The organism is Verrucosispora sp. WMMD703 (assembly GCF_049178935.1).
GTDB lineage: Bacteria > Actinomycetota > Actinomycetes > Mycobacteriales > Micromonosporaceae > Micromonospora > Micromonospora sediminimaris.
Map to the genome: position 1 here is coordinate 174,247 of NZ_JBMHMM010000004.1, position 23,744 is coordinate 197,990.

Annotated in this window: 25 protein-coding genes; 18 read left to right on the forward strand and 7 right to left on the reverse strand. The window is 68.0% G+C overall.

Annotation, left to right across the window (positions count from 1 at the left end):
- Positions 1–81 precede the first annotated feature (81 nt).
- The 8 genes from ACN26Z_RS01305 (at position 82) to ACN26Z_RS01340 (ending at position 9,945) form a co-directional block, all read left to right on the forward strand.
- Positions 82–1,287, forward strand: a complete 1,206-nt coding sequence (locus tag ACN26Z_RS01305; protein WP_421459633.1) for a cytochrome P450 — start codon at positions 82–84, stop codon at positions 1,285–1,287.
- Positions 1,284–1,505, forward strand: a complete 222-nt coding sequence (locus tag ACN26Z_RS01310; protein ID WP_282236458.1) for a ferredoxin — start codon at positions 1,284–1,286, stop codon at positions 1,503–1,505. Before ACN26Z_RS01305 ends, ACN26Z_RS01310 begins: the two co-directional genes overlap by 4 nt.
- Positions 1,506–1,577: 72 nt before the next feature.
- The gene (locus ACN26Z_RS01315) at positions 1,578–2,138 is read left to right on the forward strand and encodes a TetR/AcrR family transcriptional regulator (protein WP_282236457.1); all 561 of its coding nucleotides are present in this window, start codon (positions 1,578–1,580) and stop codon (positions 2,136–2,138) included.
- A gap of 134 nt (positions 2,139–2,272) precedes the next feature.
- Positions 2,273–3,307 carry an NAD-dependent epimerase/dehydratase family protein gene (locus ACN26Z_RS01320; RefSeq protein WP_421459634.1) on the forward strand — a complete coding sequence of 345 codons (1,035 nt, stop codon included), beginning with the start codon at positions 2,273–2,275 and terminating at the stop codon, positions 3,305–3,307.
- Between the two features lie 26 nt (positions 3,308–3,333).
- Positions 3,334–3,879, forward strand: a complete 546-nt coding sequence (locus ACN26Z_RS01325; RefSeq protein WP_421459635.1) for a peroxiredoxin-like family protein — start codon at positions 3,334–3,336, stop codon at positions 3,877–3,879.
- 459 nt (positions 3,880–4,338) lie between these two features.
- A complete protein-coding gene (locus ACN26Z_RS01330) occupies positions 4,339–6,789 on the forward strand; it encodes a non-reducing end alpha-L-arabinofuranosidase family hydrolase (protein WP_421459636.1) in 2,451 nt (816 codons plus the stop codon).
- Between the two features lie 160 nt (positions 6,790–6,949).
- Complete coding sequence (locus ACN26Z_RS01335; RefSeq protein WP_421459637.1) at positions 6,950–8,320, forward strand: ricin-type beta-trefoil lectin domain protein; 1,371 nt, start codon at positions 6,950–6,952, stop codon at positions 8,318–8,320.
- 236 nt (positions 8,321–8,556) lie between these two features.
- Complete coding sequence (locus ACN26Z_RS01340) at positions 8,557–9,945, forward strand: PHB depolymerase family esterase (protein ID WP_421459638.1); 1,389 nt, start codon at positions 8,557–8,559, stop codon at positions 9,943–9,945.
- A gap of 86 nt (positions 9,946–10,031) precedes the next feature.
- Here ACN26Z_RS01340 and ACN26Z_RS01345 read toward each other — a convergent pair whose 3' ends face one another.
- Together ACN26Z_RS01345 and ACN26Z_RS01350 are read right to left on the reverse strand one after the other, a co-directional pair.
- Positions 10,032–10,928, reverse strand: a complete 897-nt coding sequence (locus ACN26Z_RS01345; protein ID WP_282236451.1) for a cytochrome c biogenesis CcdA family protein — start codon at positions 10,926–10,928, stop codon at positions 10,032–10,034.
- A gap of 1 nt (position 10,929) precedes the next feature.
- On the reverse strand, positions 10,930–11,463 hold the full coding sequence (locus ACN26Z_RS01350; protein ID WP_282236450.1) for a redoxin domain-containing protein: 534 nt from the start codon (positions 11,461–11,463) through the stop codon (positions 10,930–10,932).
- A 165-nt stretch (positions 11,464–11,628) separates the two neighbouring features.
- Here ACN26Z_RS01350 and ACN26Z_RS01355 point away from each other — a divergent pair, with 165 nt between their 5' ends.
- Complete coding sequence (locus tag ACN26Z_RS01355) at positions 11,629–11,832, forward strand: PDZ domain-containing protein (RefSeq protein ID WP_421459639.1); 204 nt, start codon at positions 11,629–11,631, stop codon at positions 11,830–11,832.
- A gap of 144 nt (positions 11,833–11,976) precedes the next feature.
- On the opposite strand, the gene rpsN is transcribed toward ACN26Z_RS01355, so the two are convergent.
- Genes rpsN through ACN26Z_RS01375 form a run of 4 tightly spaced genes read right to left on the reverse strand, consistent with a single transcriptional unit; the run spans position 11,977 to position 13,251 of the window.
- Positions 11,977–12,282 (reverse strand): 30S ribosomal protein S14, encoded by a 306-nt coding sequence (gene rpsN, locus ACN26Z_RS01360; RefSeq protein WP_421459640.1) that lies wholly within the window; start codon positions 12,280–12,282, stop codon positions 11,977–11,979.
- Positions 12,282–12,449, reverse strand: coding sequence for a 50S ribosomal protein L33 (gene rpmG / locus ACN26Z_RS01365; protein ID WP_093410686.1), 168 nt, complete (start codon positions 12,447–12,449; stop codon positions 12,282–12,284). The genes rpsN and rpmG overlap by 1 nt, the downstream gene beginning before the upstream one ends.
- Positions 12,449–12,685 (reverse strand): 50S ribosomal protein L28, encoded by a 237-nt coding sequence (rpmB, locus tag ACN26Z_RS01370; protein ID WP_093410688.1) that lies wholly within the window; start codon positions 12,683–12,685, stop codon positions 12,449–12,451. Before rpmB ends, rpmG begins: the two co-directional genes overlap by 1 nt.
- A gap of 44 nt (positions 12,686–12,729) precedes the next feature.
- On the reverse strand, positions 12,730–13,251 hold the full coding sequence (locus ACN26Z_RS01375) for a winged helix-turn-helix domain-containing protein (protein WP_282236448.1): 522 nt from the start codon (positions 13,249–13,251) through the stop codon (positions 12,730–12,732).
- 45 nt (positions 13,252–13,296) lie between these two features.
- Between ACN26Z_RS01375 and ACN26Z_RS01380 the strand changes: the two genes are divergently transcribed.
- The 9 genes from ACN26Z_RS01380 to ACN26Z_RS01420 all read left to right on the forward strand — a co-directional run bounded on the left by ACN26Z_RS01380 (position 13,297) and on the right by ACN26Z_RS01420 (position 22,907).
- A complete protein-coding gene (locus ACN26Z_RS01380) occupies positions 13,297–14,586 on the forward strand; it encodes a CobW family GTP-binding protein (RefSeq protein ID WP_282236447.1) in 1,290 nt (429 codons plus the stop codon).
- Entirely contained in the window at positions 14,583–14,843 is a 261-nt protein-coding gene (locus tag ACN26Z_RS01385; protein WP_093410695.1) for a type B 50S ribosomal protein L31, read from the forward strand. The genes ACN26Z_RS01380 and ACN26Z_RS01385 overlap by 4 nt, the downstream gene beginning before the upstream one ends.
- Positions 14,844–15,084: 241 nt before the next feature.
- Positions 15,085–16,437 carry a cytochrome P450 gene (locus ACN26Z_RS01390; protein WP_421464481.1) on the forward strand — a complete coding sequence of 451 codons (1,353 nt, stop codon included), beginning with the start codon at positions 15,085–15,087 and terminating at the stop codon, positions 16,435–16,437.
- Positions 16,437–17,336: a terpene synthase family protein gene (locus ACN26Z_RS01395; protein WP_421459641.1), complete on the forward strand. Its 900-nt coding sequence runs from the start codon at positions 16,437–16,439 to the stop codon at positions 17,334–17,336. The genes ACN26Z_RS01390 and ACN26Z_RS01395 overlap by 1 nt, the downstream gene beginning before the upstream one ends.
- A complete protein-coding gene (locus ACN26Z_RS01400) occupies positions 17,333–18,928 on the forward strand; it encodes a prenyltransferase/squalene oxidase repeat-containing protein (protein WP_282236445.1) in 1,596 nt (531 codons plus the stop codon). Before ACN26Z_RS01395 ends, ACN26Z_RS01400 begins: the two co-directional genes overlap by 4 nt.
- Before the next feature lie 185 nt (positions 18,929–19,113).
- Positions 19,114–21,504, forward strand: a complete 2,391-nt coding sequence (locus ACN26Z_RS01405; protein WP_421459642.1) for a nitrate- and nitrite sensing domain-containing protein — start codon at positions 19,114–19,116, stop codon at positions 21,502–21,504.
- Positions 21,505–21,521: 17 nt separating this feature from the next.
- A complete protein-coding gene (locus tag ACN26Z_RS01410) occupies positions 21,522–21,932 on the forward strand; it encodes a roadblock/LC7 domain-containing protein (protein WP_093410703.1) in 411 nt (136 codons plus the stop codon).
- A gap of 8 nt (positions 21,933–21,940) precedes the next feature.
- Positions 21,941–22,318, forward strand: a complete 378-nt coding sequence (locus ACN26Z_RS01415) for a DUF742 domain-containing protein (protein WP_093410706.1) — start codon at positions 21,941–21,943, stop codon at positions 22,316–22,318.
- The gene (locus tag ACN26Z_RS01420) at positions 22,299–22,907 is read left to right on the forward strand and encodes a GTP-binding protein (RefSeq protein WP_093410709.1); all 609 of its coding nucleotides are present in this window, start codon (positions 22,299–22,301) and stop codon (positions 22,905–22,907) included. Before ACN26Z_RS01415 ends, ACN26Z_RS01420 begins: the two co-directional genes overlap by 20 nt.
- Before the next feature lie 66 nt (positions 22,908–22,973).
- Here ACN26Z_RS01420 and ACN26Z_RS01425 read toward each other — a convergent pair whose 3' ends face one another.
- Positions 22,974–23,666, reverse strand: coding sequence for a hypothetical protein (locus ACN26Z_RS01425; protein ID WP_282236443.1), 693 nt, complete (start codon positions 23,664–23,666; stop codon positions 22,974–22,976).
- Between the last annotated feature and the right edge of the window lie 78 nt (positions 23,667–23,744).

A 23,744-nucleotide genomic window follows, 5' to 3' on the forward strand; every position in this document is an offset into this window, starting at 1 on the left:
ACCATCAGCCATCGAAACGTCACGATGAGTCGATCATCCGGCTGGTTTACGGGTGATTCGGTCTGCTTTGGGGGTTGACCAATGCCAGACGTCACCGGGGTCACCGCGCGGCCGTACCCGTTCAGCCCGCCCGACCGACTCAACCTCGACCCCCTCTACGCCGAGTTGCGGCGGGTCGAACCGCTCACCCGGGTGCGCCTGCCGTTCGGCGAGGCGGCCTGGCTCGCCACCCGGTACGCCGACGTGCGGATGGTCCTCGGTGACGCAAGATTCAGTCGGGCGGCCAGCGTCGGTCGGGACGAGCCGCGACTCACCCCGAGGCAGATCGAGGGCGGCATCCTGTCCATGGACCCGCCGGAGCACACCCGGCTACGGCGACTGGTCGCCAAGGCTTTCACCGCGCGTCGGGTCGAGCAGCTCCGGCCCCGGACCCGGCAGATCGCCGACGAACTGGTCGACGCCATGGTGACGGCCGGGCCACCGGCCGATCTGGTCGAGCACTTCGCCACTCCGCTGCCGATCCAGGTGATCTGCGAGCTGCTCGGGGTGCCGTTCGCCGACCGGCACCTGTTCCACGTCTGGTCGGAGGCGATCGTCTCGACCACCTCGCTGTCGCCCGAACAGATTCACGAATACCTCGACAACCTGTACGGCTACATCGGCGAACTCGTCCAGCAACGGCGCCGGGAGCCCACCGACGACCTGATCTGCGCGATGGTGCGGGCGCGCGACGAGCACCAGGACCGGTTCACCGAGCAGGAGGTCGTGCAGCTTGCCGCTGGGCTGCTCGCCGCCGGCCACGAGACCACCGTCACCCAACTGCCCAACTTTGCGTACGTCCTACTCACCCACCCGGAGCAGCTGGCTTGGCTGCGGACCGAGCCGGCCCGGTTACCGACCGCGATCGAGGAGCTGATGCGGTACGTCCCGCTCGGGGTGGCGTCCGCGTTCGCCCGGTACGCCACCGAGGACGTCGAGGTCGGCGGGGTGCTGGTACGGGCCGGGGAGCCGGTGATCGGCTCCCTCTCGTCGGCGAACCGGGACGAGACCGTGTTCGCCGACCCCGATCGACTCGATCTCGGCCGCGCGACCAACCCGCACATCGGATTCGGGCACGGTGTCCACCACTGCCTGGGCGCCCAGCTCGCCCGGATGGAGCTACAGGTCGGGATCGGCACCCTGGTGGCTCGGTTGCCCGAGTTGCGGATCGCCGTGCCCGAGTCGGAGTTGACCTGGAAAAGCGGGATGATCGTCCGAGGTCTGGCGCGGATGCCGGTGACCTGGTGAGCACCGGCTGGCGGATCGAGGTCGACACCGATCGCTGCATCGGTTCGGGCAGCTGCGTGGGCATGGCACCGGCCCACTTCCGGATGGAGTCGGGACTGGCCGCCCCGGTATCGGCCACCGTCGAGCCGAACGAGGCGGTGATCGACGCTGCGGAGTCATGCCCGGTCGAGGCGATCGCCGTACGCGACGACGACGGCACGGTGATCGCACCGTCCTGACCCGACAGACGCTTGACCCTCTCTCCCTCCGCTCAGTAAGTTAGCTAACTAACTGAGAGAAGGGAGAGGTTGGTGAATCGCCAACCCGACAAACGCAGCCGGCTGATCGACGCCGCCGTCCGGATCGTGCATGAGCAGGGATTCGCCCGCACCACGCTGGCGGACATCGCCGGCGCGGCCGAGGTGCCGCTGGGCAACGTCTACTACTACTTCAAGACCAAGGACGCCATCGGCGAAGCTCTCGTCGCCCAACACGCTGGGCACTACGCCACGCTGCGTAAGCAGTGGACCCAGAGCGGTGATGCGCGGTCACGACTGGTGGCGTTCGTGCAGATGACGGTCGACAACCGCGCGGCGCTGGCCCGCAGCGGCTGCCCGGTCGGCACCCTCTGCGCCGAGCTGAACAAGGTCGGCGGCCCCCTCGCCGAGCAGACCGGCGCCATCTTCGGCGAGTTGCTCGGCTGGCTGGAGGAGCAGTTCCGCGTGCTCGGTCGGGACGCCGACGCGGCCGACCTGGCCCTGCACCTGCTGTCCGCATTGCAGGGCGTGTCGCTGATCGCCCACAGCCTCGGCGACCCCGACTACGTCAACCGGGAGACCTCCAGGCTTACCGCCTGGATCGAAAACCTGTGATCCCCTCGGCTACCGCAAGGAGCAACCGTGACTGTTTCCCAGCCCGACCCGACCGGTGTCCTGGCGCCGGTCAGGATGGACATCGCCCTGCCGATCCGGCCGATGTCGGCCGGCAGCCCGACCGAGGCGACGGCATGAGCCAACAACCGCGTACCACGCGAGTCCTGGTCACCGGCGCCACCGGATTCCTCGGCCGCAACATCCTCGCCGCGCTGGCCGCGCGGCCCGATGTCACCCTCATCGCCGCCTGCCGCACGCCCGATCGGCTTCCCGCGGCCTTCTCCGGCGAGACCCGGGTCGGCGACCTGCGCGACCCCGAGTACCGCAGAGCGGTCGTCGACAACGTGGACGTCGTCTGCCACGCCGGCACCTGGGGTGCCTTCTGGGGCCACGCCGAGCTGGAGCGCCGCCAGTTCTTCGAGCCCAATCGGGACCTCATCGACCAGGCGATCGACCGGGGCGTCCGCCGCTTCGTCCAGACCAGCACGATCGCGATGGCCGCGCGCCCCGCCGACGGCGGCCCGATCGACGACTTCGCCCCGACCCGCCGCACCGGCTTCTGGCCCCACCTCGACCGGCTCATCGACCTCGACGACTACATGCGCCGCCGCAGCGATCGTGGCACGCAGATGGTCACCATGCGCCTCGGGCACTTCGTCGGCGCCGGCAACGCCCTCGGTATGGTGCCGGCTCTCGTACCCCGGCTTCGCACCCGCCTCGTGCCCTGGCTCGCCGGGGGACGGGCTCGGCTCGCACTCGTTGGCGGCAACGACCTGGGGGAGGCGTTCGCGCTGGCTGCGACCGCCGACGGGCTCGACGACTATGAATCGTTCAACATCTGCGGCCCGACCTCGCCCACCGCCCGCGAAGTCATCCAGTTCATCGCCGACGAGACCGGCTCCCCGCGCCCCTGGTTCAGCGTCCCGTACGCCGCCGGCTACGCCTTCGCCTGGCTGATGGAGAAGTTGCACCCCGTCCTGCCCGGCTCCGAACCCTTCCTGACCCGCTCTCTCGTGCACGTCTCCGAGGACTGGGACTGCCCCTCCGACCACGCCGCTCGCACACTCGGCTACACCCCGCGCGAGGACTGGCGGAACGCCGTCCGCGCATCCCTCAGCGAAGCCGGGGCCGCCGGTTACCCCTGGCCCCGCCTCGCTCAACCCGCGTAAGCGACGAAGGAGACGACACCGTCGCCATGGGAAAAATCCACAACGGACAGCTCCTGGCCCGACTCGACCTCACCACCATAACCGGGGAACCGGTCCAGATTCCCGGCCCGGATCACCTGGTCCACCTGCAATTCCGCCGCTTCGCCGGCTGCCCCATCTGCAACCTGCACCTGCGATCCATCATCCGACGACATGACGAGATCGTCGCCGCTGGCGTCCGCGAGGTCGTCGTCTTCCACTCCACCGTCGCCGCCATGCAGCCGTACCAGGGCGACCTGCCGTTCGCCACCGTCGCCGATCCCGACCGTCGCCTTTACGTCCGTTTCGGCGTCGACACCTCCCCGTGGGCGGTGCTGCACCCACGAACCTGGATCGCAGCCCTGCGTGGGGTAGCCACCGGCAAGACCGCACCCCCTGGGCGCGGGGAAAGTGCTCTCGGCCTGCCCGCCGACTTCCTCATCGACACCGATGGCCACGTCCTCGCCCACAAGTACGGCCACCATGCCGATGATCAATGGAGCGTCGACGACCTGCTCGACCTCGCCCACCGCCGGTCGTACCCCACGTCCTAGGACCGAGTGGCGGCCGTCAGCCCTTCGAAGCGTCGTGGCTGGCGGCACCGCCTCGCTACCGATCAACGGCCGAAAAACTACCGGTCGACCACCGAAACTACCGGTTGAAAACCATGGATCTATCTGCCAGCCTGAGAGCCATCGATCGATGTGATCGCTAACATGCCGCCCAGCCCCTTGGAGGCACCGCACTAGCACACCAGGCCCCCACCACCTGCCAGGTCACCACATCCACCACCTCAGGCCCAACGTCCGCCATCACCCCGGCGGCCGACCTGGCCAACTCATCGCACCCACCACCTACTGGTCAGGTGACCAGAGCCGACTCGCCTCCGGGCGGTAGTCGGGCGTGAGTCCCGGCTCCGGCCGGCGGTCTCAGCATCGTGGTTGCCCGCCGTCCGAGCGGAGCCTGCCACCACACAGCGACCGAGTTTCGTATCCCATCACTGGAGGATCAGCATGATCTCCCGGACCCGTCCCTCCGGGCGTCGACTTCGAACGCTCTCTGTCTCCGGAAGTGCCGCGATAGTTGCGGCCCTCGTCGTATCGTTGCTGCCCAGTCTCGCCCACGCCGCCGAGACCACCCTGGCTGCGGCTGCGGGCCAGTCCGGCCGGTACTTCGGTGCCGCGGTAGCGGCGAACAAGCTCAGCGACGGCGCGTACACGACGATCCTGAACCGCGAGTTCAACAGCGTCACGCCCGAGAACGAAATGAAGATCGACGCGACCGAGCCGCAGCAGAACAACTTCACGTTCGGCAACGCGGACCGGATCGTCAACCACGCCCTCTCCCGGGGCTGGAAGGTCCGGGGTCACACCCTGGCCTGGCACTCGCAGCAGCCTGGCTGGATGCAGCAGATGGAAGGCTCGGCGCTGCGGTCGGCCATGCTCAACCATGTCACCCGGGTCGCGTCCTACTACCGGGGCAAGATCGACTCTTGGGACGTGGTCAACGAGGCGTTCGAGGACGGCAACAGCGGCGCACGCCGTAACTCGAACCTGCAGCGCACCGGCAACGACTGGATCGAGGCCGCGTTCCGGGCCGCCCGGGCCGCCGACCCGGACGCCAAGCTCTGCTACAACGACTACAACACCGACAACTGGACCTGGGCCAAGACCCAGGCCGTGTACCGGATGGTGCAGGACTTCAAGCAGCGTGGCGTGCCGATCGACTGCGTCGGGTTCCAGTCGCACTTCAACGCGCAGTCGGCGTACAACAGCAACTACCGCACCACGCTGTCCAGCTTCGCCGCCCTCGGGGTGGACGTGCAGATCACCGAGCTGGACATCGAAGGCTCCGGCACCCAGCAGGCCAACACCTACCGCAACGTGGTCAACGACTGCCTCGCGGTGCCCCGCTGCAACGGCATCACGGTCTGGGGCATCCGGGACAGCGACTCGTGGCGCTCGTACGGCACCCCGCTGCTGTTCGACAACAACGGCAACAAGAAGCAGGCGTACACGGCCACCCTGGACGCGTTGAACAGCGCCGACCCCGGTCCCACTCCCACTCCCACCACGCCGGGTCCCACCCCCACCCCCACGACGCCGCCGCCCTCCGACTCCGCCAGCGAGATCGTCGGCAGCCAGTCGGGCCGCTGCATCGACGTACCCAACGCCTCCCGCGACAACGGCACCCGCGTCCAGCTCTACGACTGCAACAAGCAGACCAACCAGTCCTGGACCTACACCTCGAACAAGCAGCTACGCGTCTACGGCGACATGTGCCTGGACGCTGGCGGCTCCGGCAACGGCACCGCGATCCAGATCTACAGCTGCCACAGCGGGACCAACCAGCAGTGGAACGTCAACTCCAACGGCACCATCAGTGGCGTCCAGTCCGGGCGCTGCCTGGACGTGTGGAGCACCTCCAACGGCGCGCAGGTTCAGCTGTACGACTGCCACGGACAGAGCAACCAGCAGTTCCGGCTCGTCTCCCTCGGCGGTCCCACCACGCCGCCGCCGACCACCACGCCGCCGACCTCGCCACCGCCGACCGGTACCTGCAACCTGCCGTCGTCGTACCGGTGGTCGTCGACGGGTGCGCTGGCGCAGCCGCGGTCGGGTTGGGTGTCGTTGAAGGACTTCACCCACGCGCCGTACAACGGTCAGCACCTGGTCTACGGCACCACGCACGACACCGGCACCACCTGGGGCTCGATGAACTTCGGCCTGTTCTCCAACTGGAACCAGATGGGCTCGGCAAGCCAGAACCAGATGCCCTTCGCGGCCGTCGCGCCGTCGCTGTTCTACTTCGCTCCCCGCAACGTCTGGGTGCTGGCGTACCAGTGGGGCGGGCCGGCGTTCTCGTACCGGACCTCGACCGACCCCACCAACGTGAACAGCTGGTCGGCGCACCAGACGCTGTTCACCGGAAGCATCTCCAACTCCAACACCGGTCCGATCGACCAGGCGCTCATCGGTGACGACCAGAACATGTACCTGTTCTTCGCCGGCGACAACGGCCGCATCTACCGGGCCAGCATGCCGATCGGGAACTTCCCGGGCAGCTTCGGGTCGAACTACACCACGATCATGACCGACACCACGAACAACCTGTTCGAAGGCGTGCAGGTCTACAAGCTCCAGGGCCAGCAGCGGTACCTGATGATCGTCGAGGCGATCGGCTCCCAGGGCCGCTACTTCCGGTCGTTCACCGCCACCAGCCTGGGCGGCAACTGGACCCCGCAGGCCACCAGCGAGAGCAACCCGTTCGCCGGTAAGGCCAACAGCGGCGCCACCTGGACCAACGACATCAGCCACGGCGAGCTCATCCGCACCAACGCCGACCAGACCATGACCATCGACCCCTGCAACCTGCAACTGCTCTACCAGGGCCGTTCACCCAACTCCGGCGGCGACTACGGCCTCCTGCCGTACCGGCCGGGAGTACTGACCCTGCAGCGCTGACGGCGTGCAGGTCCGGCTTGGGCACAGCCGGCGCGGGCGGGCTCGGCGTACGTCGAGCCCGCCCATCCCGCAGGACACCCCACCCCACCACCAGGAGGTATCGACAGTGCGAGGACACGCACCCCACCCCCCGCCCCCAGGGGAAGCCCATGCCGGCCGAGTGTCCCCCGGCATTCGGCGACGACTGTTCAAGCTCGCCACGGCTGGGATCGCAGCCGCCGTCGGGATGTTCACCGTGACGGTGGCCACCAGCTCGGCGTCGGCCGCCGACAATCCGTACCAGCGGGGCCCGGACCCCACCCGGGCGAGCGTCGCGGCCGTCAACGGCCCCTTCGCCAACACGTCGGTCAGTGTCCCGACCGGGTACGGCTTCAACGGCGGCAGGATCTACTACCCGACCGACACCAGCCAGGGCACCTTCGGTGCCATCGCCATCTCGCCGGGCTACACCGCGTTGTTCTCCGCGGAACTGGCCTGGATGGGCCCGTGGCTGGCGTCGCACGGGTTCGTCGTGATCGGCATCGAGACCAACAGCCGTAACGACTTCGACACGGCCCGAGGTACCCAGTTGCTCGCCGCGCTCGACTACCTGACGCAGCAGAGCCCGGTACGCGACCGGGTCGACCCGAACCGGTTGGCCGTCTCCGGTCACTCGATGGGCGGCGGCGGGGCGCTGAGCGCAGCCATCCGGCGCTCGTCGTTGAAGGCAGCGGTCGGTATCACGCCGTACTCGCCGTCGCAGAACCTGGCGAACGACCGGGTACCCACTATGGTCATCTCCGGGCAGGCCGACACGGTGGTCACCCCGTCCTACGCCCTCGGCCTGTACAACAGCCTTCCGGCCTCGACCGAGAGCGTCTACCTCGAGGTCGCCGGCGGGGACCACGGGTTCATGGTCGGGCGGTCGAACCCGGTGTTGATCCGGACCATGCTGCCGTTCCTGAAGATGTTCGTCGACAACGACTCTCGGTACAGCCAGTTCCTTTGCCCGCTGCTGGACAGCAGCGGCGTGGTCACCTACCGCAGCACCTGCCCGTTGCTGCCGACGAACCCGACCACGCCGCCGCCGACCGGCACGCCGACTCCGACCCCGACCTCAACCCCGACGCCGACGCCGACGCCGACCACGCCGCCGCCGTCCGGCTCCGCCAACGAGATCATCGGCACCCAGTCCGGCCGCTGCATCGACGTACCCAACGCCTCCCGCAACAACGGCACCCGCGTCCAGCTCTACGACTGCAACAAGCAGACCAACCAGTCCTGGACCTACAACACCACAAACAAACAACTACGCGTCTACGGCGACATGTGCCTCGACGCCGCAGGCTCCGGCAACGGCACCGCCATCCAGATCTACACCTGCCACAACGGCACCAACCAACAATGGAACATCAACTCCAACGGCACCATCACCGGCGTCCAGTCCGGACGCTGCCTCGACGTCTGGAGCAGCAACAACGGAGCACAGATCCAGCTCTACGACTGCCACGGACAAACCAACCAACAATTCCGACTCGCACCCCTCGCATAACCACCACCACCCAACCAACCAACAACCCGTTCGAGGCCGGAAAGCTCTACCGGCTCTAGAGCTACCCCCGGCTCCTGCGAATCGGCACTAATCGGGCGGGTCCGGCATCATGCCGGGCCCGCCCGAACCACACCGACACCCCTCCATCGACCTCCCGGCCCGACATTAGGCGCTTCATTGACGGTCGTCAGGAAAGTGCTTAACGTTAGGTATCCACCACCATCGATGGAGGTACCATGAGGAAAACCAGGGCGGCGCTGGCCGGCCTAGCCAGCTTCCTGCTCCTCAGCTTGGGTTTTGTGGCGCTGTCGTCGCCGGCTTCCGCCGCGTCGCTGGTCGAGGTGACCAACTTCGGCAACAACCCGGGCGGCATGCGAATGCACATCTACGTGCCCGACAACCGACCCGCCAACCCGGCGATCGTGGTCGCCATGCACGGCTGCGGCGGGTCGGGTCCGGGCTTCTACTCGGGCAGCGAATTCGCCTCGCTGTCGAACCAGTACGGGTTCATCGTCATCTACCCGAGCGCCATGCAGGAGGCCGGGTTCGGCAGGTGCTTCGACACCTGGTCGGACGCGTCCAAGCGGCGTGGCGGCGGTAGCGACCCGGTCTCCATCGAGTCGATGGTGAACTACGCCCGGACACAGCACGGCGGGGACATCAACCGGGTCTACGCCACCGGCAGTTCGTCCGGCGGCATGATGACCCAGCACATGCTCGCGGTCTACCCCGACCTGTTCAAGGCGGGTGCGTCCTTCATGGGTGTGCCCTTCAACTGCTTCGCGAATGCGGCCGCCTACCCTCCCGGTGGTCCATGCACCAACGGCTCGATGAACCGGACCCCGCAGCAGTGGGGCGACATGGTCCGAGCGGCGTACCCGGGCTACACCGGCCCTCGCCCGCCGATCCAGCTGTGGCACGGCACCAACGACACCCTGGTGCCGTACTCGCTGCTTCAGGAGTCGATCGAGCAGTGGACCAATGTGCACGGCCTGAGCCAGACGCCGACGTCCACGGACACCCCGCAGGCCAACTGGAACCGCCGCCGCTTCGGCACTCAGGTCGAGGCGTACGCCATCCAGGGTGCCGGGCACAGTCTGCCCTCCAGCGGCATGGCGCGGGTCGCCATCCAGTTCTTCGGCTTGGACGGTTCAACCCCACCCACCACCACTCCGCCGCCGACCGGCACCCCGACTCCGACCCCCACGCCGACGCCGACCACCCCGCCGCCGTCCGGCTCCGCCAACGAGATCATCGGCACCCAGTCCGGCCGCTGCATCGACGTACCCAACGCCTCCCGCAACAACGGCACCCGCGTCCAGCTCTACGACTGCAACAAGCAGACCAACCAGTCCTGGACCTACAACACCACAAACAAACAACTACGCGTCTACGGCGACATGTGCCTCGACGCCGCAGGCTCCGGCAACGGCACCGCCATCCAGATCTACACCTGCCACAACGGCACCAACCAACAATGGAACATCAACTCCAACGGCACCATCACCGGCGTCCAGTCCGGACGCTGCCTCGACGTCTGGAGCAGCAACAACGGAGCACAGATCCAGCTCTACGACTGCCACGGACAAACCAACCAACAATTCCGACTCGCACCCCTCGCATAACCACCACCACCCAACCAACCAACTGATCGGGCGGGCCCGGCAGCACGCCGAGCCCGCCCGGCCACGTCAGAGCGAGAGCGGACTGCTCAGTCCGGTCGCTCCGCCGTGCTCGTCCCCGCGGGCTGCCGGGTCGGGTGGTTCTGCCGTCGTCGTTGGCGCCACCAGCCGATCGCCGCGCCGGCCAGGAGGGCGGCCAGGATCACCGTGAGAGTCGTGGCCCCGGTGCGGTCGAGTTGAGTGGCCAACCAGCGTTGCGCCGCGCCGGCAGCGGCGATGATCGGGTCGTCGGTCGTGACATCGCGCAGAATCCGGATCTCGAACCAGCCGTACCAGGCCACGTAGGCACCGGCGACCACGAGCAGCGCGCCACCGAGGCGGGACAGCAGTGGTGCGGCGCGACGGATCCGGCGGAGCAGGCCGTCGCGGGCGAGGGCCACGGCGAGAGCGGCCACCGCGACGGTCAGGCCCATGCCGGCCGCGTACGCACAGAACAGCCCGACCCCGGCGACGATCGAGCCGGCGCGGAAGCTGCTCACGACGATGGCCAGGAACGGGCCGATCGTGCATGACAGCGATGCCGCCGCGTATACGGCGCCGAACACCACCATGGACGGCAGTGACCGGCGCACCGTCGGGGCGCGCCAGACCGCCAGCCGCAGTCCCGGCAGTTGCCGGCCGGCCAGCAGCCAACCACCCGATGCGAGCAGCAGCAGACCCAGAATGACGGTCACCCAGGGAAGGTGCCTCTGCACCGAGCCGGCTACGGGAGAGAGGACGAGACCGAACAGGCCGAAGACGGCGACGAAACCGACGGTCATCGCGGCGGTGGCGGCCAGGGCCCGGGCGACGGCTGCCCCACGGTCGGTCTCCGCTTCGCCCGCGACCAGCAGCGACAGGTACGCCGGCAGCAGCGCGAACCCGCACGGATTGACCGCGGCGAGCATCCCGGCGGCGACCGCCAAGCCCAGCGGTGCGTCCAGCATCTCAACCCACCAGCAGCGGATCGAGCAGTTCGGGCAGCTTGTCGACATCGACACGGCCGCGGGACACGACCGCTCCTTGGCTGTCGAGCACCACGAAGGTGCTCTGCTCGGTCATCTTGAACCGCTTCCAGACCAGGCCCTGTTCGTCGGCCAGTTGCGGAAAGCCGGAGATCTTGGCCATCCGCACGAAGTCGTGCATCGCCGGGACCTTGTCCAGACCAGCCACCCCGACCACGGCAACTCTGCCCTGGTACCTGGTCGCGAGATCGGTGACCGGTTTGGCCTGCCCCAGGCAGGTGGGGCACCACGGGGCCCAGAACCACAGCAGCGCCGGCTTGCCGGCCAGGCTGCGGCCGTCGAAGTTGCCGCCGTCGAGCGTCGGGACGGTGAAGTCGTAGCTGTCGGTTCCCACGTCTGTGGACCCGTCGGACGAGCTTCGCGACGAGGCCGCCTGATCACCGCTGTCGTTCGCGCAGCCGGCCAGCGTCAGCACGCCGACCATCATCAAGGCGAGGAGTGCTTGCCGTGCCTTCATCGGTACTCCTTCGTCGCTAGGTCGGACGGCGCTGGGACCTCCGTCCGCCGGACACGGGTAGTGGCGGCGGTGCACCATGCCGCTTGGGACGACGGGTGCCGGTGGGGTCGCCCGGGGTTCGGCGTAGCTGAGCCAGTATCGCGCGGCGGGCAACACGACGAATGGATGACGGTTGCCGCCCAGCACCCCACGGCCGGCCTGCGCCCGGACGACATCGTCATCCAGATGGCCGATGAGCGCACCGACACGCTGGAGGCGTTCATCGGCGCGTTGCGGTCCGCCGAACCCGGCCAACCCGTGTCAGTGACCTACCTGCGCGCCGGCGACGCCCGGCAGAGCAATGTCGTACCGACCGCCGCCACCCGCTGACGTCACAGTGCCCGTCGGTCACCGCAAGCGCGGGTTCGCGGGCATTCCCAGAGTGTGATGGCGTGTCTGCGCGCGACCGGCTCCTTCGCACGGGTCTCGGACCACGGCCGCGCTACGACCCGAGGCGCCCCGGCGTCCGTGAGATCACCACGACGCTTTACGGATTCCGGGTAGCTCGCCGCGCAGGGCCATCTCGCGGAACCGGACGCGGGAGAGCCCGAAGCGGGTCAGCACGCCGCGTGGGCGGCCGTCGATCTGGTCCCGCGAGCGCAGTCGCACCGGGCTGGAGTCGCGCGGCAGCCGGCCGAGCCGGCGGACCGCCTCGGCGCGTACGTCCGGGTCGGTGTCCGGGTGGGCGACCGCCCGCTTGAGCTCCGCCCGCGCCTCGGCGTGCCGAGCGACCAGTTCCTCGCGCCGGGCCTGCCGGTTGACCAGGCTCTTCTTGGCCATCAGCGTGCCTCGCGGAACTCGACGTGCCGGCGCACGATCGGGTCGTACTTGCGCAGGGTCAGACGGTCGGGGTCGTTGCGGCGGTTCTTGCGGGTGACGTACGTGTAGCCGGTACCGGCGGTGCTGCGCAGCCGCACGATCGGCCGGACATCTGTCTGGCGGGCCATCAGAGCTTCACTCCCCGGCTACGCAGCTCGGCGACGACCTTCTCGATGCCCTTACGGTCCACGGTCTTCAACGCCTTCGCCGTCAGGGTGAGGCTGACCCACCGCCGCTGCGACGGCAGCCAGTAACGGTGGTTCTGCAGGTTCGGGTTCCAACGGCGGCGAGTGCGCCGATGGGAGTGGGACACGGCGTTGCCGAAACTCGGCTCCGCGCCGGTGACGTCGCAACGTCTGGACACAGTGATCGCTCCTAGGTCAGGTGCCACGATAACGACAACGGTTTTCAGTATCGCATCAGCCGATCGGCCGGTTCCGCGCCGGGGTCGGTGACGATCTCGACGGCACAGTCGGAGCCGAGGCGGTAGCCGACTCCGCGCAGTGTCGTCACCACCGGCAGATCGACTCCGATCTTGGCGCGCAGCCGCCGGACGTGGACGTCCACGCTGCGGAGGCTCGTGTAGGGCTGACCCCAGACCTTGTCCAGCAGTTGCATCCGGGTGAACACCTGGCGCGGATGCTCGACCAGACACCACAGCAGGTCGTACTCCCGTCGGGTCAACACGACCTCGGCACCACCGCGGTACACCGCTCGCGCATGCGGATGGATCCGCAGATCCGGGTCCGTGTCACGCGACGGCGACACCCGCCCTGGGTCACCACCGAGCAAGGCGAGCAGGGCGGCGAGGCGGTCTGCGTCCTGCTCGCGCGCGCCCGGGGCGAGCGTCAGGTGGACCGTGACGGTGAGGACCTCGTCGACCTGGCACCCCTCCGCCGACACCGCCCTGTTCACTTCCGGAGCTAGCATGTGTATAGAATGACAATCGTTTTCAGTTAAGTCGAGAGGAATCCCATGTCGTCGTCACCACAGGCCCCGACCCGTGCGGTGACATCGGACGCCGACACCCGTCCGTCGCTGACCGTGTTGTCCGGGTTCTGGCCAGCGGCGACCTTCGCCGTCGCCCGTACGCTGCTCGCCGCCGACACCTCGCTGCTGCTGGTACGGCACGACCTCACCGGCATCCGCGACGGCGTCGTTCGGCGGGTGGTCCGCACCGGTGCCGGCATCATCGAGGACGAGCAGGTCACCCTGCGACACGGCTGTGTCTCGTGCACACTCCGCGAGGACGTGCTACCAACCCTCGTCCGGCTCAGCCGCAGCCACCCCGGCCGGGACCAGGTGCTGATGCTGCCCGAGGTGGTCGAACCCGAAGCCGTCGCCGCCGCCTGCGCCCACTGCCTCGTCGACGGCGCACCCATCACCGACCTGCTGCGCGTCGACTCCTACGTCACCGTCCTCGACGCCGAGCACCTGCTCGACGGCCTGGCCAGCACCGACGACCTCGCCACGCTCGGCATCCAGGCCGCCGACGACGACCACCGCGCGCTCGCCGACGTCGTCGTCCGGCAGATCGAGTACGCCGACACCCTCGTCCTCTGGGGACAGTCCCGCGAGGGGGCGTTCGACACCAGCCGGCTGGCGGTTCTCCTGCAACGGATGGCGCCCTGGGCGACCCACATCCGCGTCGACGGCGACCTCGTCGACGCCGACACGCTCACCCGACAACTGCGCCACACCCACCGACACCGGCCGGAGACTCCCGGGGTCCTCGCCCGTGGCCTGCAGGGCTACACCCTCGGCGCGCACGAGCCGGAATCCGACTGCGGAGTCGTCTCCGCCGTCTTCCGGGCCCGTCGCCCATTCCACCCCCAGCGCCTGCACGACGTCCTCGAAGACGTCAACGCCGAGATGATCCGCTCTCGGGGCCACCTCTGGCTGGCCAGCCAACCCGACACGGTCATCGCCTGGGATTTCGCCGGCGGCGGCCTGGCCATGGGCTCCCTCGGGCACTGGCTGGTCAGCCTGCCCGAGGACCGCTGGGAACACGTCGAGGTCCAGCGCCGCCTCGCCGCCACCCTCGACTGGGACCCCTACTACGGCGACCGCCACCAGCACCTGGTCTTCATCGGCCTCGACACCGACCCCGCCGAGCTGCACCGCACCCTCTCCGGCTGCCTGCTCACCGACGCCGAACTCGCCGACGGCGAACAGACCTGGCGCACCTACCCCGACCCGTTCACCGGCTGCTTCCCCCTCGCCACGGCGGAACTGACCGACACCGAAGGAGCACGACCCGCATGAAGCCCGGCATCCACCCCGAATACCGGCCCGTCGTCTACCGCGACAAGGACGCCGACTTCGCCTTCCTCACCCGCTCCACCGCCACCAGCGACCAGACCATCGAATGGACCGACGGCAACACCTACCCCGTCATCGACGTCCAGATCTCCTCCGCCAGCCACCCCTTCTGGACCGGGAGGCAGCGCCTGCTCGACACCGCCGGCCGCGTCGAGAAGTTCCGCAACAAGTACGCCCGCCACAGCCCCAAGGGCAGATGAGCACGGTTGCTACCGGTGGGAGCGGCAGGACCCGAGTCGCGGCAGCGACCTGCAGGCCGGCGGTGGTGGCGCAAGGCCGAGTGACAAAGCTGGTCACCCATTGCGAGACTGCCTTCACAAATTGCACACTGAGGCTGCATTAAGTCCTGGAAGTTGCGCGCTCGGCAACTTCGAGGCCAGCCACAGGAAGGGGTCCGCGATGGGGGCACCGAAGGCAGGAGCCGCCGGCAGACCCATGTCTGTGCCGGCCTGGAAGGCGCTGCCCAGCTTCCTCCGTGACGCACATCAGTCCCTGGTGGACGCCGGTGAGGCCGCCGGCGGTGAGGTCGTACGTCTCGGGCTCGGCGTCTCCAGTCCGTACCTCGTGACCCATCCCGACCATGTACGGCAGGTGTTGCAGGACCGGGCTGCCAACTACCCCCGAGGCGATGACACCGCACTCTGGCGCTCGGTCCGCAAACTGGTCGGCGACGGCATCCTCGCCGAGGGCGACACCTGGCTGGCATCACGTAGGACACTGGCCCCACTTTTCCGGCGTGGCCGCATCGACGCGCTTGTCGACACGATGGCGGAGGCCATCGACGAGACGACCGGTCGGCTGGACACGGCGGCGGCAGCGGGCAGCGTCGTCGACATCGGCGCAGAGTTGTCCCGCCTCGTCTGCGCCGCCATCATGCGGGTCTTCTTCGACTCCCGGGTCTCGGTCGACGACGCGCTGCGCATCATGGCGGCGCAGGAGGACATCGTCACCTCCATGGCACCACGTCTGCTGGCTCCCTTCGCACCGTGGTGGATCCCGATGCCGGGCGACCGTCGCTTCCGCCGCTCCGTGCAGACCATCGACGGAATCCTGCTGCCGGTCCTCCGCGCCGCGGTGCGCCAACCCGGCGACGGCGACGACGTGTTGTCGACGCTGGCACGTGCCCAACGTGACGGCCAGCCGTTGTCCGAACGGCAGATGCGCGACGACCTGGTGTCGATGGTGGCGGTCACCACGGAGACGAGCTACGTCGTGTTGACATGGCTCTGGCCGGTCCTCGCCAACCACGCCCACGTCGCCGACCGGCTCTACGCAGAGGTCGATCAGGTTGTCGGTGCCGGGCCGGTGCGGGCGGAGCACCTGCCTCAGCTCACCTACACCCAGATGGTGCTCAGCGAACTCCTTCGGTTGTACCCGGCGGGTTGGATCGTCCCCCGGCGCGCATTGGCTGCCGACGTGCTGGGCGGAGTGCGGATTGAGCAGGGCGCGACCGTCATCCTCTCCCCGTACGCCACCCAGCGGATGAAGATCTACTGGGGTTCCACCGCCGAATCCTTCGATCCGGAGCGCTTCGCACCCGGCCGCGTCGACGCGGACGCGCCTCACCGCCATGCCTACTACCCGTTCGGGCTCGGCATGCACAGATGCCTCGGGGAACACCTGTTCAACGTGGAGGCCCTGTTGATCGTGGCGACCTTGATCAGTAGGTTCCGCTTCACACTGACTGATCCCACAGTGCCCGCACCACGGGTCGCCGCCTCACTGCGCCCCCGACGGCGAGTCGAGCTGACCCTGTCGCGTCGCGAGCACTCCGTCGCCAGCAGGAGCCACTGATGCCCTCGGACACCCTGGCCGCCACGCTTGAGCAGAGCGCCGAACAGGGACGGATCTGTTCCGTGGCCGTGCGAGGGCAACGCGACCTGCAGGACCGGGTCGCCACGTATCCCGCTCTCTTTCCTGATCCTCCCGTCGATGCCGCCATGCTGAGCGCTCTGGCACTGTCCACCGCTTTCATCGCCCCGTGGTGCACCGCCGCCGAACTGCGTACCGCGAACCGCGCATCGCTGTGGGTAACGGCAGAGGACTGGCGGATCGACTCGGAGCTCGGCTCCCTGGAAGAAGCCACTGCCACCGCCACCGCCTGTATCGCCGTAGCGGCGGGTTCCGCGCCAGCCGACCGCGACCAACTCACGCAGTTCCTGGCGGACATCCGCGAGGATCTGGCAGCTACACCGCTGTTCCCACGCCTGGGTCACCTGTGGCAGGACGAGTTGCGTCGCATGCTCGACGCCGAGCTACGGGAGTGGCGGTGGAGAACAGACCGAAACAACAAGATGGCCGAGCTGCCGTCTGCCGGTGACTACCTGGCCAACGCCGCCGGCTACGGCGCCACCTGGGTCAACATCTCCCATTGGATCGCCACGAACGCGGTGGACACCGAGGAGCACTTGACCGCGCTGGTCACCGCCAGCTACGAGGTGGAGAAGGTTCTCCGGCTGGTCAACGACCTGGCCAGCTACAACCGGGACGTCAAGGCCGGCGATCTGAACATCCTGATGTTGGGCGTCGGCGAACACGAGGTGCGCCAGCAGGCGATCGACCTGGCCGACCGGTGCCAGAAACTGCTCGACCCGCTGGCCGAGGTCAGCCCGCAGCAGGTGACCTACCTGCGGCGTGTGCTCGGCTTCACAGCCGGCTTCTACCACGGGACCGACTTCTGGGCATCCCGGTGACAACCGTCAGCGGGCGGAGACCGACCAGCAAGACCGCCGCCGTACGCGGGCAGGTCCGCGACCTCGTCGCGGAGATGATGCGCGATCCAGCTGGCCGCACATCCCCCTCACCGTACGAGACCGCCCGGCTGGTGAGCCTCGCCCCGTGGTTGATCGGACACGGCGACCGGGTGCGCTATCTGCTCGACACCCAGCGGGCCGACGGCGGCTGGGGCCCCCCGGGGGGTTACAGTCTCGTCCCCACCCTGAGCGCGACAGAGGCACTACTGACGGTCCTGCACGCCGATCCACCGGCGGACCGGGCGCGTCTGGTTCACGCCGTCGACCGGGCTCTGGTCGCCCTGACCGGGCTCGTGAACGACGGTGGTCCGTTACCCGACACCCCGGCCCTCGACATGATCGTCCCCGCACTCGCTGATCGCATCAACGACCACATTCACCGCCCGGCCATGCCGCCGCCAGCCGCTCTGGAACGGTGGCAGCGCTCCACCCCGCTCGGCCTACCACGTGGCGTGACCCGACAGCGACTCACCGCCGTACGTCACCTGGTGGCCACCGGCGCACCTATCCCCGACAAGCTGCTGCACGCGTTGGAGGTCGTGGCCGACCTCGCCCCCGCCGCGGGCGGCGTCGTACCAAACGCCTCGGGCACGGTGGGTGCCTCGCCGGCGGCCACCGCCGCGTGGCTCGGCAGGCCCGACCGTCCCGGCGGCCACGGGGCGTTGGCATACCTGGAAGGCGCCGTCGATCGCTACGGCGGTCCCGTGCCGTGCGCAGCCCCGATCACCGTCTTCGAACGAGCCTGGGTGACCACCATCCTGGCTCGCGCCGGCATCGACCTGACCGGATCCCAGGGGCTGGTGGGCAGCTTGACCGCCGACCTGGGGGCGACCGGAACGCCGACGGGTCCTGGGCTGCCGACCGACGCTGACACCACCGCCGTGACTCTGGCCGCTCTCGGCCGCCTCGGCGTCTCGGCGTCAACCGACTGTCTGTGGCCTTACGAGACACCCGAGGGTTTCGCCACGTGGCCAGGTGAGGACGGTTTCAGCACCACGACCAACGCCCACGTGCTCGACGCTTTGGGCCAGCGACTGGCGGAGCAGCCGGGCGCGCAGCCGCGCCATCGCGCTGCTGTGCGACGGCTGGTGGCGGCCCTGCTGGATCGTCAGGAACTCCAGGGGAGTTGGGCCGACAGGTGGCACGCCTCGCACTACTACGCGACTTCCTGCTGCGTGCAGGCGTTGGCAGAGTTCGGGGAGCCGACGACAGTGGCGAAACCGCTGGATCGCGCGGTCGAGTGGACACTTGCCGCCCAACGCACCGACGGCGGCTGGGGCACCTGGAGTGCTACCGCAGAGGAAACGGCTTACGCGTTGCACATCTTGCTGGCCAGCGGCACCCGGACACCCAAGGTAATTGACGCGGTTGGTCGCGGGCACGCCTACCTGTGTCAACACGAGGGCACAACGGGACCGGCGCTGTGGCATGACAAGGATCTGTACCAACCCACCTTGATCGTCCGCGCCACAGTTCTGGCAGCCCAGCACAGTGCCGGGAGGCTGCTGACCTACCTGTCCGAATGCGCGTAGATGTTCGGCGGTCACGACTGACAGCATTCGCCTCAGGACACACGAGTCCTTTGTGGACGTCACACTTAGTGACGGTCTTGAGTCAATAGTCAGATAACTGCTAGCGTGCGTCGGTCTGCCTACACCGGCGGCTTGGTCGGCATGCCTCTGCCGACAAGTTCCTCTGCTCGGCATCGGACGGTTCAATGCGGTCTCGCAGCGCCAATCTGCGCACCAAGGTCATCGCGCTCCTCGCCTCACTCGTCGCTCTCTGGGCATTCGCCGCCTGGGTTACCCTCCGAGACGGTGTGGACCTCCTTGGCGTCCAAGCGATCGACAGCCAGATCGTCTCCCCGAGTGAGCCGCTGCTGCTGGACCTCCAGGTTGAACGACGCCTAGCCGTCGTCTACCTCGGTGGTCCCAGTGCCGACCGGAAGAACGCACTCGACGCCGCCCGTCTGGCGGTCGACAAGAACGCCGCCGCCTTCAAGTCCACCGCGCGTAGCTGGCTAGCCCGTATGGCCAGCAGTAGCGACGCCGAACAACGCGTGAATGAGGCGATCGCCCAGCTCGATCGACTGCCGGAAGTCCGCGAGTCAATCGACGATCGGTCAGTCGACCGGGCAAGCACCATCGGCACCTACAGCGACCTCGTCGAGTCGATGTTCGCCGTCTACGATGTCGTCGGCACGCTCGATGATCCCGAAATCCAGCAGGACACCCAGAATTTGATCGAGCTGTACCGTCTCCGCGAGATCATCTCGCAGGAGGACGCCTTGCTCACCGGCGCTCTCGCCGCCGAACGGATCACCGCTGGTGAACAGGTTCGGTTCACTGAGCTGGTCATCGCGCAACGCTTCGTCGCGGATCGCACCCAGCTGAACGACTCCGACCAGGCCGCCTTCAACCAGGTCCTCAACGGAGATGCGTTCCGGAGCCTGCGTCAGCTCGAGGACCGGGTGATCAGCACTCGAGGATCGGCCCGTCCAGACGTTACCGCTGAGGAATGGAACGAGGTCGCACCCGCGGCGTTGACCCATCTGCAGGAGATGGTTCTCGGCAGCGGTGACAATCTGGTGCAGCGCGCGGTGCCTGTCGCGGTCGGGGTGATCGTCCGGCTGGTCCTCGCCGCCGGCCTGGGTCTGCTGGCGGTCATCGCGTCGATCGTTGTCTCCATCACCACCGCGCGTGCTCTCGTAGCTCAACTGCAGCGACTCCGTGACGCGGCCCATCAACTCGCCGACGAACGACTCCCCGCGGTGGTGGAACGCCTTCAGCGTGGCGAGAAGGTGGACGTCGCCGCCGAGGCACCGCCGCTCGACTTCGGCGCTGACGAGATCGGGCAGGTCGGCCAGGCCTTCAACGCCGTTCAGGAGACGGCTGTCCGTACGGCCGTCGAGCAGGCGGAACTACGCCGCAACGTACGCGACGTGTTCCTGAACCTGGCCCGGCGCACCCAGGCCCTCGTCCACCGCCAGGTGACCCTCCTCGACGAGATGGAGCGTCGTCAGGAGGACGCCGACGAACTCGAAGACCTCTTCCGCGTCGACCACCTCGCCACCCGGATGCGGCGCAACGCCGAGAACCTCATCGTTCTCTCGGGCGCGACGCCCGGCCGTGGCTGGCGCCGCAACGTGCCCATGGTCGACGTCGCCCGCGCCGCCGTGCAGGAGGTGGAGGACTACACGCGGGTGAAGGTGATGCCATTCGGGTCGGTCGCGCTCGCCGGCCGGGCCGCCGGTGACATCATCCATCTGCTCGCCGAGCTGATCGAGAACGCCCTGACCTTCTCGCCGAAGAGCACCCCTGTCGAGGTGCGTGGACAACTCGTAGCCAACGGCTTCGCCATCGAGATCGAGGACAGAGGTCTCGGCATGGCCGAGGACGATCTGGCCGCCGCCAACGCCGACCTCGCCACCGCCGCCGAATTCAACCTCGCCGACGCCAAGAAACTGGGGCTGTTCGTCGTCAGCCGGCTGGCCGCGAAACACCACCTCGCAGTGCGGTTGAAGCCGTCACCGTACGGCGGGACGACGGCAGTCGTGCTCCTCCCCAAGGACCTGGTCACGACCGCCGACCCGATCGGCGCGGCCTCCTCGCCGACGGTGGGCATGTCCCGAGACGCGGTTGGCGCCAGCGACGCCCAGCGCGTCCCCACCCCCCGGCCTGCCTCTGTCGCCGTCGCGGAGCCCACGCCCGTGCACGGCGAAACGATGGAACTGCCCGCAGTGCGCCCGCTGCGTGCCGCCGCTGACGCCGCCGCGACCGTCACCGAAGGACCGGTCAAGAGCGCGCCCAGCGTACGGCAGCGGCCCGAACCTGCTGCCGAACACACCGAGCACACTGAGCACGGCCTGCCGATGAGAGTCCGTCAGGCCAACATCGCGCGCCAACTACGCGACTCGTCACCAGGCCAACCACAGCCACCGGAGGACGACGAGGCGGGGCGATCCCCCGACGACATTCGCCGGATGATGGCCTCGTACCAATCCGGCACCCGCCGAGGGCGCGATGACGCCGCACGTCTCGTCGACGCCGACGAGGACGAGCAACGCAACGCCGCCGACAACACGTCCGCGGCCGAAACCGACCGGTAAGAAAGAGGAACGGGCAAGTGCAGCAGAATTCCACGGGCGATTTGGCCTGGCTGCTCGACGACCTGGTCGGGCGCGTCAAGCAGGCTGAGCATGCCATCGTGCTCTCCGCTGACGGACTGCTCATGGCTTCCTCCGCCCAGCTCAGCCGAGACGACGCGGAACATCTGGCCGCGATGGCATCGGGCATCCAGAGCCTCGCGAAGGGTGCCAGCAAGCGGTTCGGCGGCGGACCCGTGCAACAGACCATCATCGAGATGAAGTCGTCGTTCCTGTTCGTCACCGCGGCCGGAAGCAACGCATGCCTGGCCGTCCTTGCGGCCGAAGACACCGACGTCGGACTTGTCGCGTACGAGATGGCAATGGTCGTTGCGCGAGCCGGCAAGTTCCTCGCCTCTCCGACCCGGCCGAGCCAGCACACCAACAACTAGGGGCCGCCATGACGATGCCCGACGAAGAACCAGTCTGGTTAGATGACGAAGCCGGGCCGGTGGTCCGGCCATACGCCGTTACGGGCGGACGAGCCAAGCCAGCCAACAGCTTCAATGTGGTCGCTCTGGTCCTTTCGACGCGATCGGCCCCGCCATCCGAGGTGGGGATTGCACCAGAACAGGCGCGGATCATTCACCTCTGTCAACGACCGCTCGCACTCGCAGAAGTGGCCGCGCATCTCAGCCTGCCTCTTGGCACCGTCCGAGTGCTGCTGGACGGACTGATCGCGCAGGGATTTGTCCAGGTCAACGATCCTCGTCAAGCCGCCACCCTTCCCGACGACAGCGTATTCGAGGCGCTCATCAATGGACTACGTCAACTCTGAGCGGACGGGCCAAGTGACCCTTCCCACCGCCATCAAAATCCTCATAGCGGGTGGCTTCGGCGTAGGCAAGACCACCCTCGTGGGATCCGTCAGCGAAACCAAGCCTCTACGCACTGAGGAGGTTCTCTCCGAGCAGGGCGTGGGTGTCGATGACATCTCCGGCGTCGAGACGAAATCGACAACGACCGTGGCGATGGACTTCGGCCGGATCACCATCAGCGAGGAACTCGTTCTCTACCTGTTCGGCACCCCAGGCCAAGACCGCTTCTGGTTCGTCTGGGACGAACTCACGATCGGCGCCCTGGGCGCCGTGGTCCTGGCAGACACCCGGCGGCTCGCCGACTGCTTTCCGTCCGTCGACTACTTCGAGCGGACGAGGCTGCCATTCATCGTGGCCGTCAACTGCTTCGAGAATGCCCGCCAGTACAGCCTTGACGAGGTGCGACTGGCCTTGGACCTCGACCCGGACGTGCCTGTCATGTTGTGCGACGCGCGAGAGCGGCAGTCATCCAAAGAGGTCCTCGTAGCGCTGATCGAGCATGTCAAGAAGCAAGGGCTCAGCCGCAGACCCGAGCCGGTAGGTCATTGACCGGCGGCCTGCCGCCACACTCCTCACACTCGCTCGCGGAGTACCCAAACCAGGTTCGCAGGCGCCTCACGCGCCAACGTCAGGGAGAAGGCTGCGCCCCTCCCAGGTTCCATGTTCCGACAACGGGCGGAACCGCATGAACGCGGATTCGTGGTGGAAGTCCCGGCGATGCTGTTCAGCCATGGCGACGGTATGTGTCTGTGCCTGTGGGACAGCGCTGCGGCCGTACACCATGTCGGTCATCTCGCGGACGCTGCGCCAGATCGTGAAGGTGGAGAACGTGTTGGGCGGGCGTACCGCTGCGGTGGCGAACGTGGTGCCGGGGTGGCGGGCGACCAAGCGTTCGACCGGCCGCCCCCACTTCAGGAACCGGGGTAGTTCGGGAAGCTTGAGCCGGGCGAGGGTGACGGCCACGATCGGCTCCTCCGGATCCCATCGGCCCGCTTGCATCGGCAGGCCGGCGAGGGCGGCCACCTCGCCGTAACGCCGCAGGTACTGCAGTCGCACATGCCATCCGCCGTCGAGCCGCCGCCCTAGATCGTCGTCTGCGAGGAACCGATCCAACGCCGATTCGTCGTCCCATTCGGCGAACATCGCCAGGCGTCGCAACTGCATCCGTTCCACCGACAACGCCGGGGAGCCGAGTCGCATGAGCGCGAGGCATTCGGCGTGCCGCAGCCCAGCCGCCCGGGGCCTGCGACGCAGGGTGCGCAAGGTCAAGGCCGGCGGAAGCAGTGCGAGATGGAACGAATGCATCATCGGCCCATGATCCCAGTCGTCCGCGACCGCGTCCCCTCCCGGAGCGTGCGACCGGCGGCGGCAGGCGGACGGTTGGCT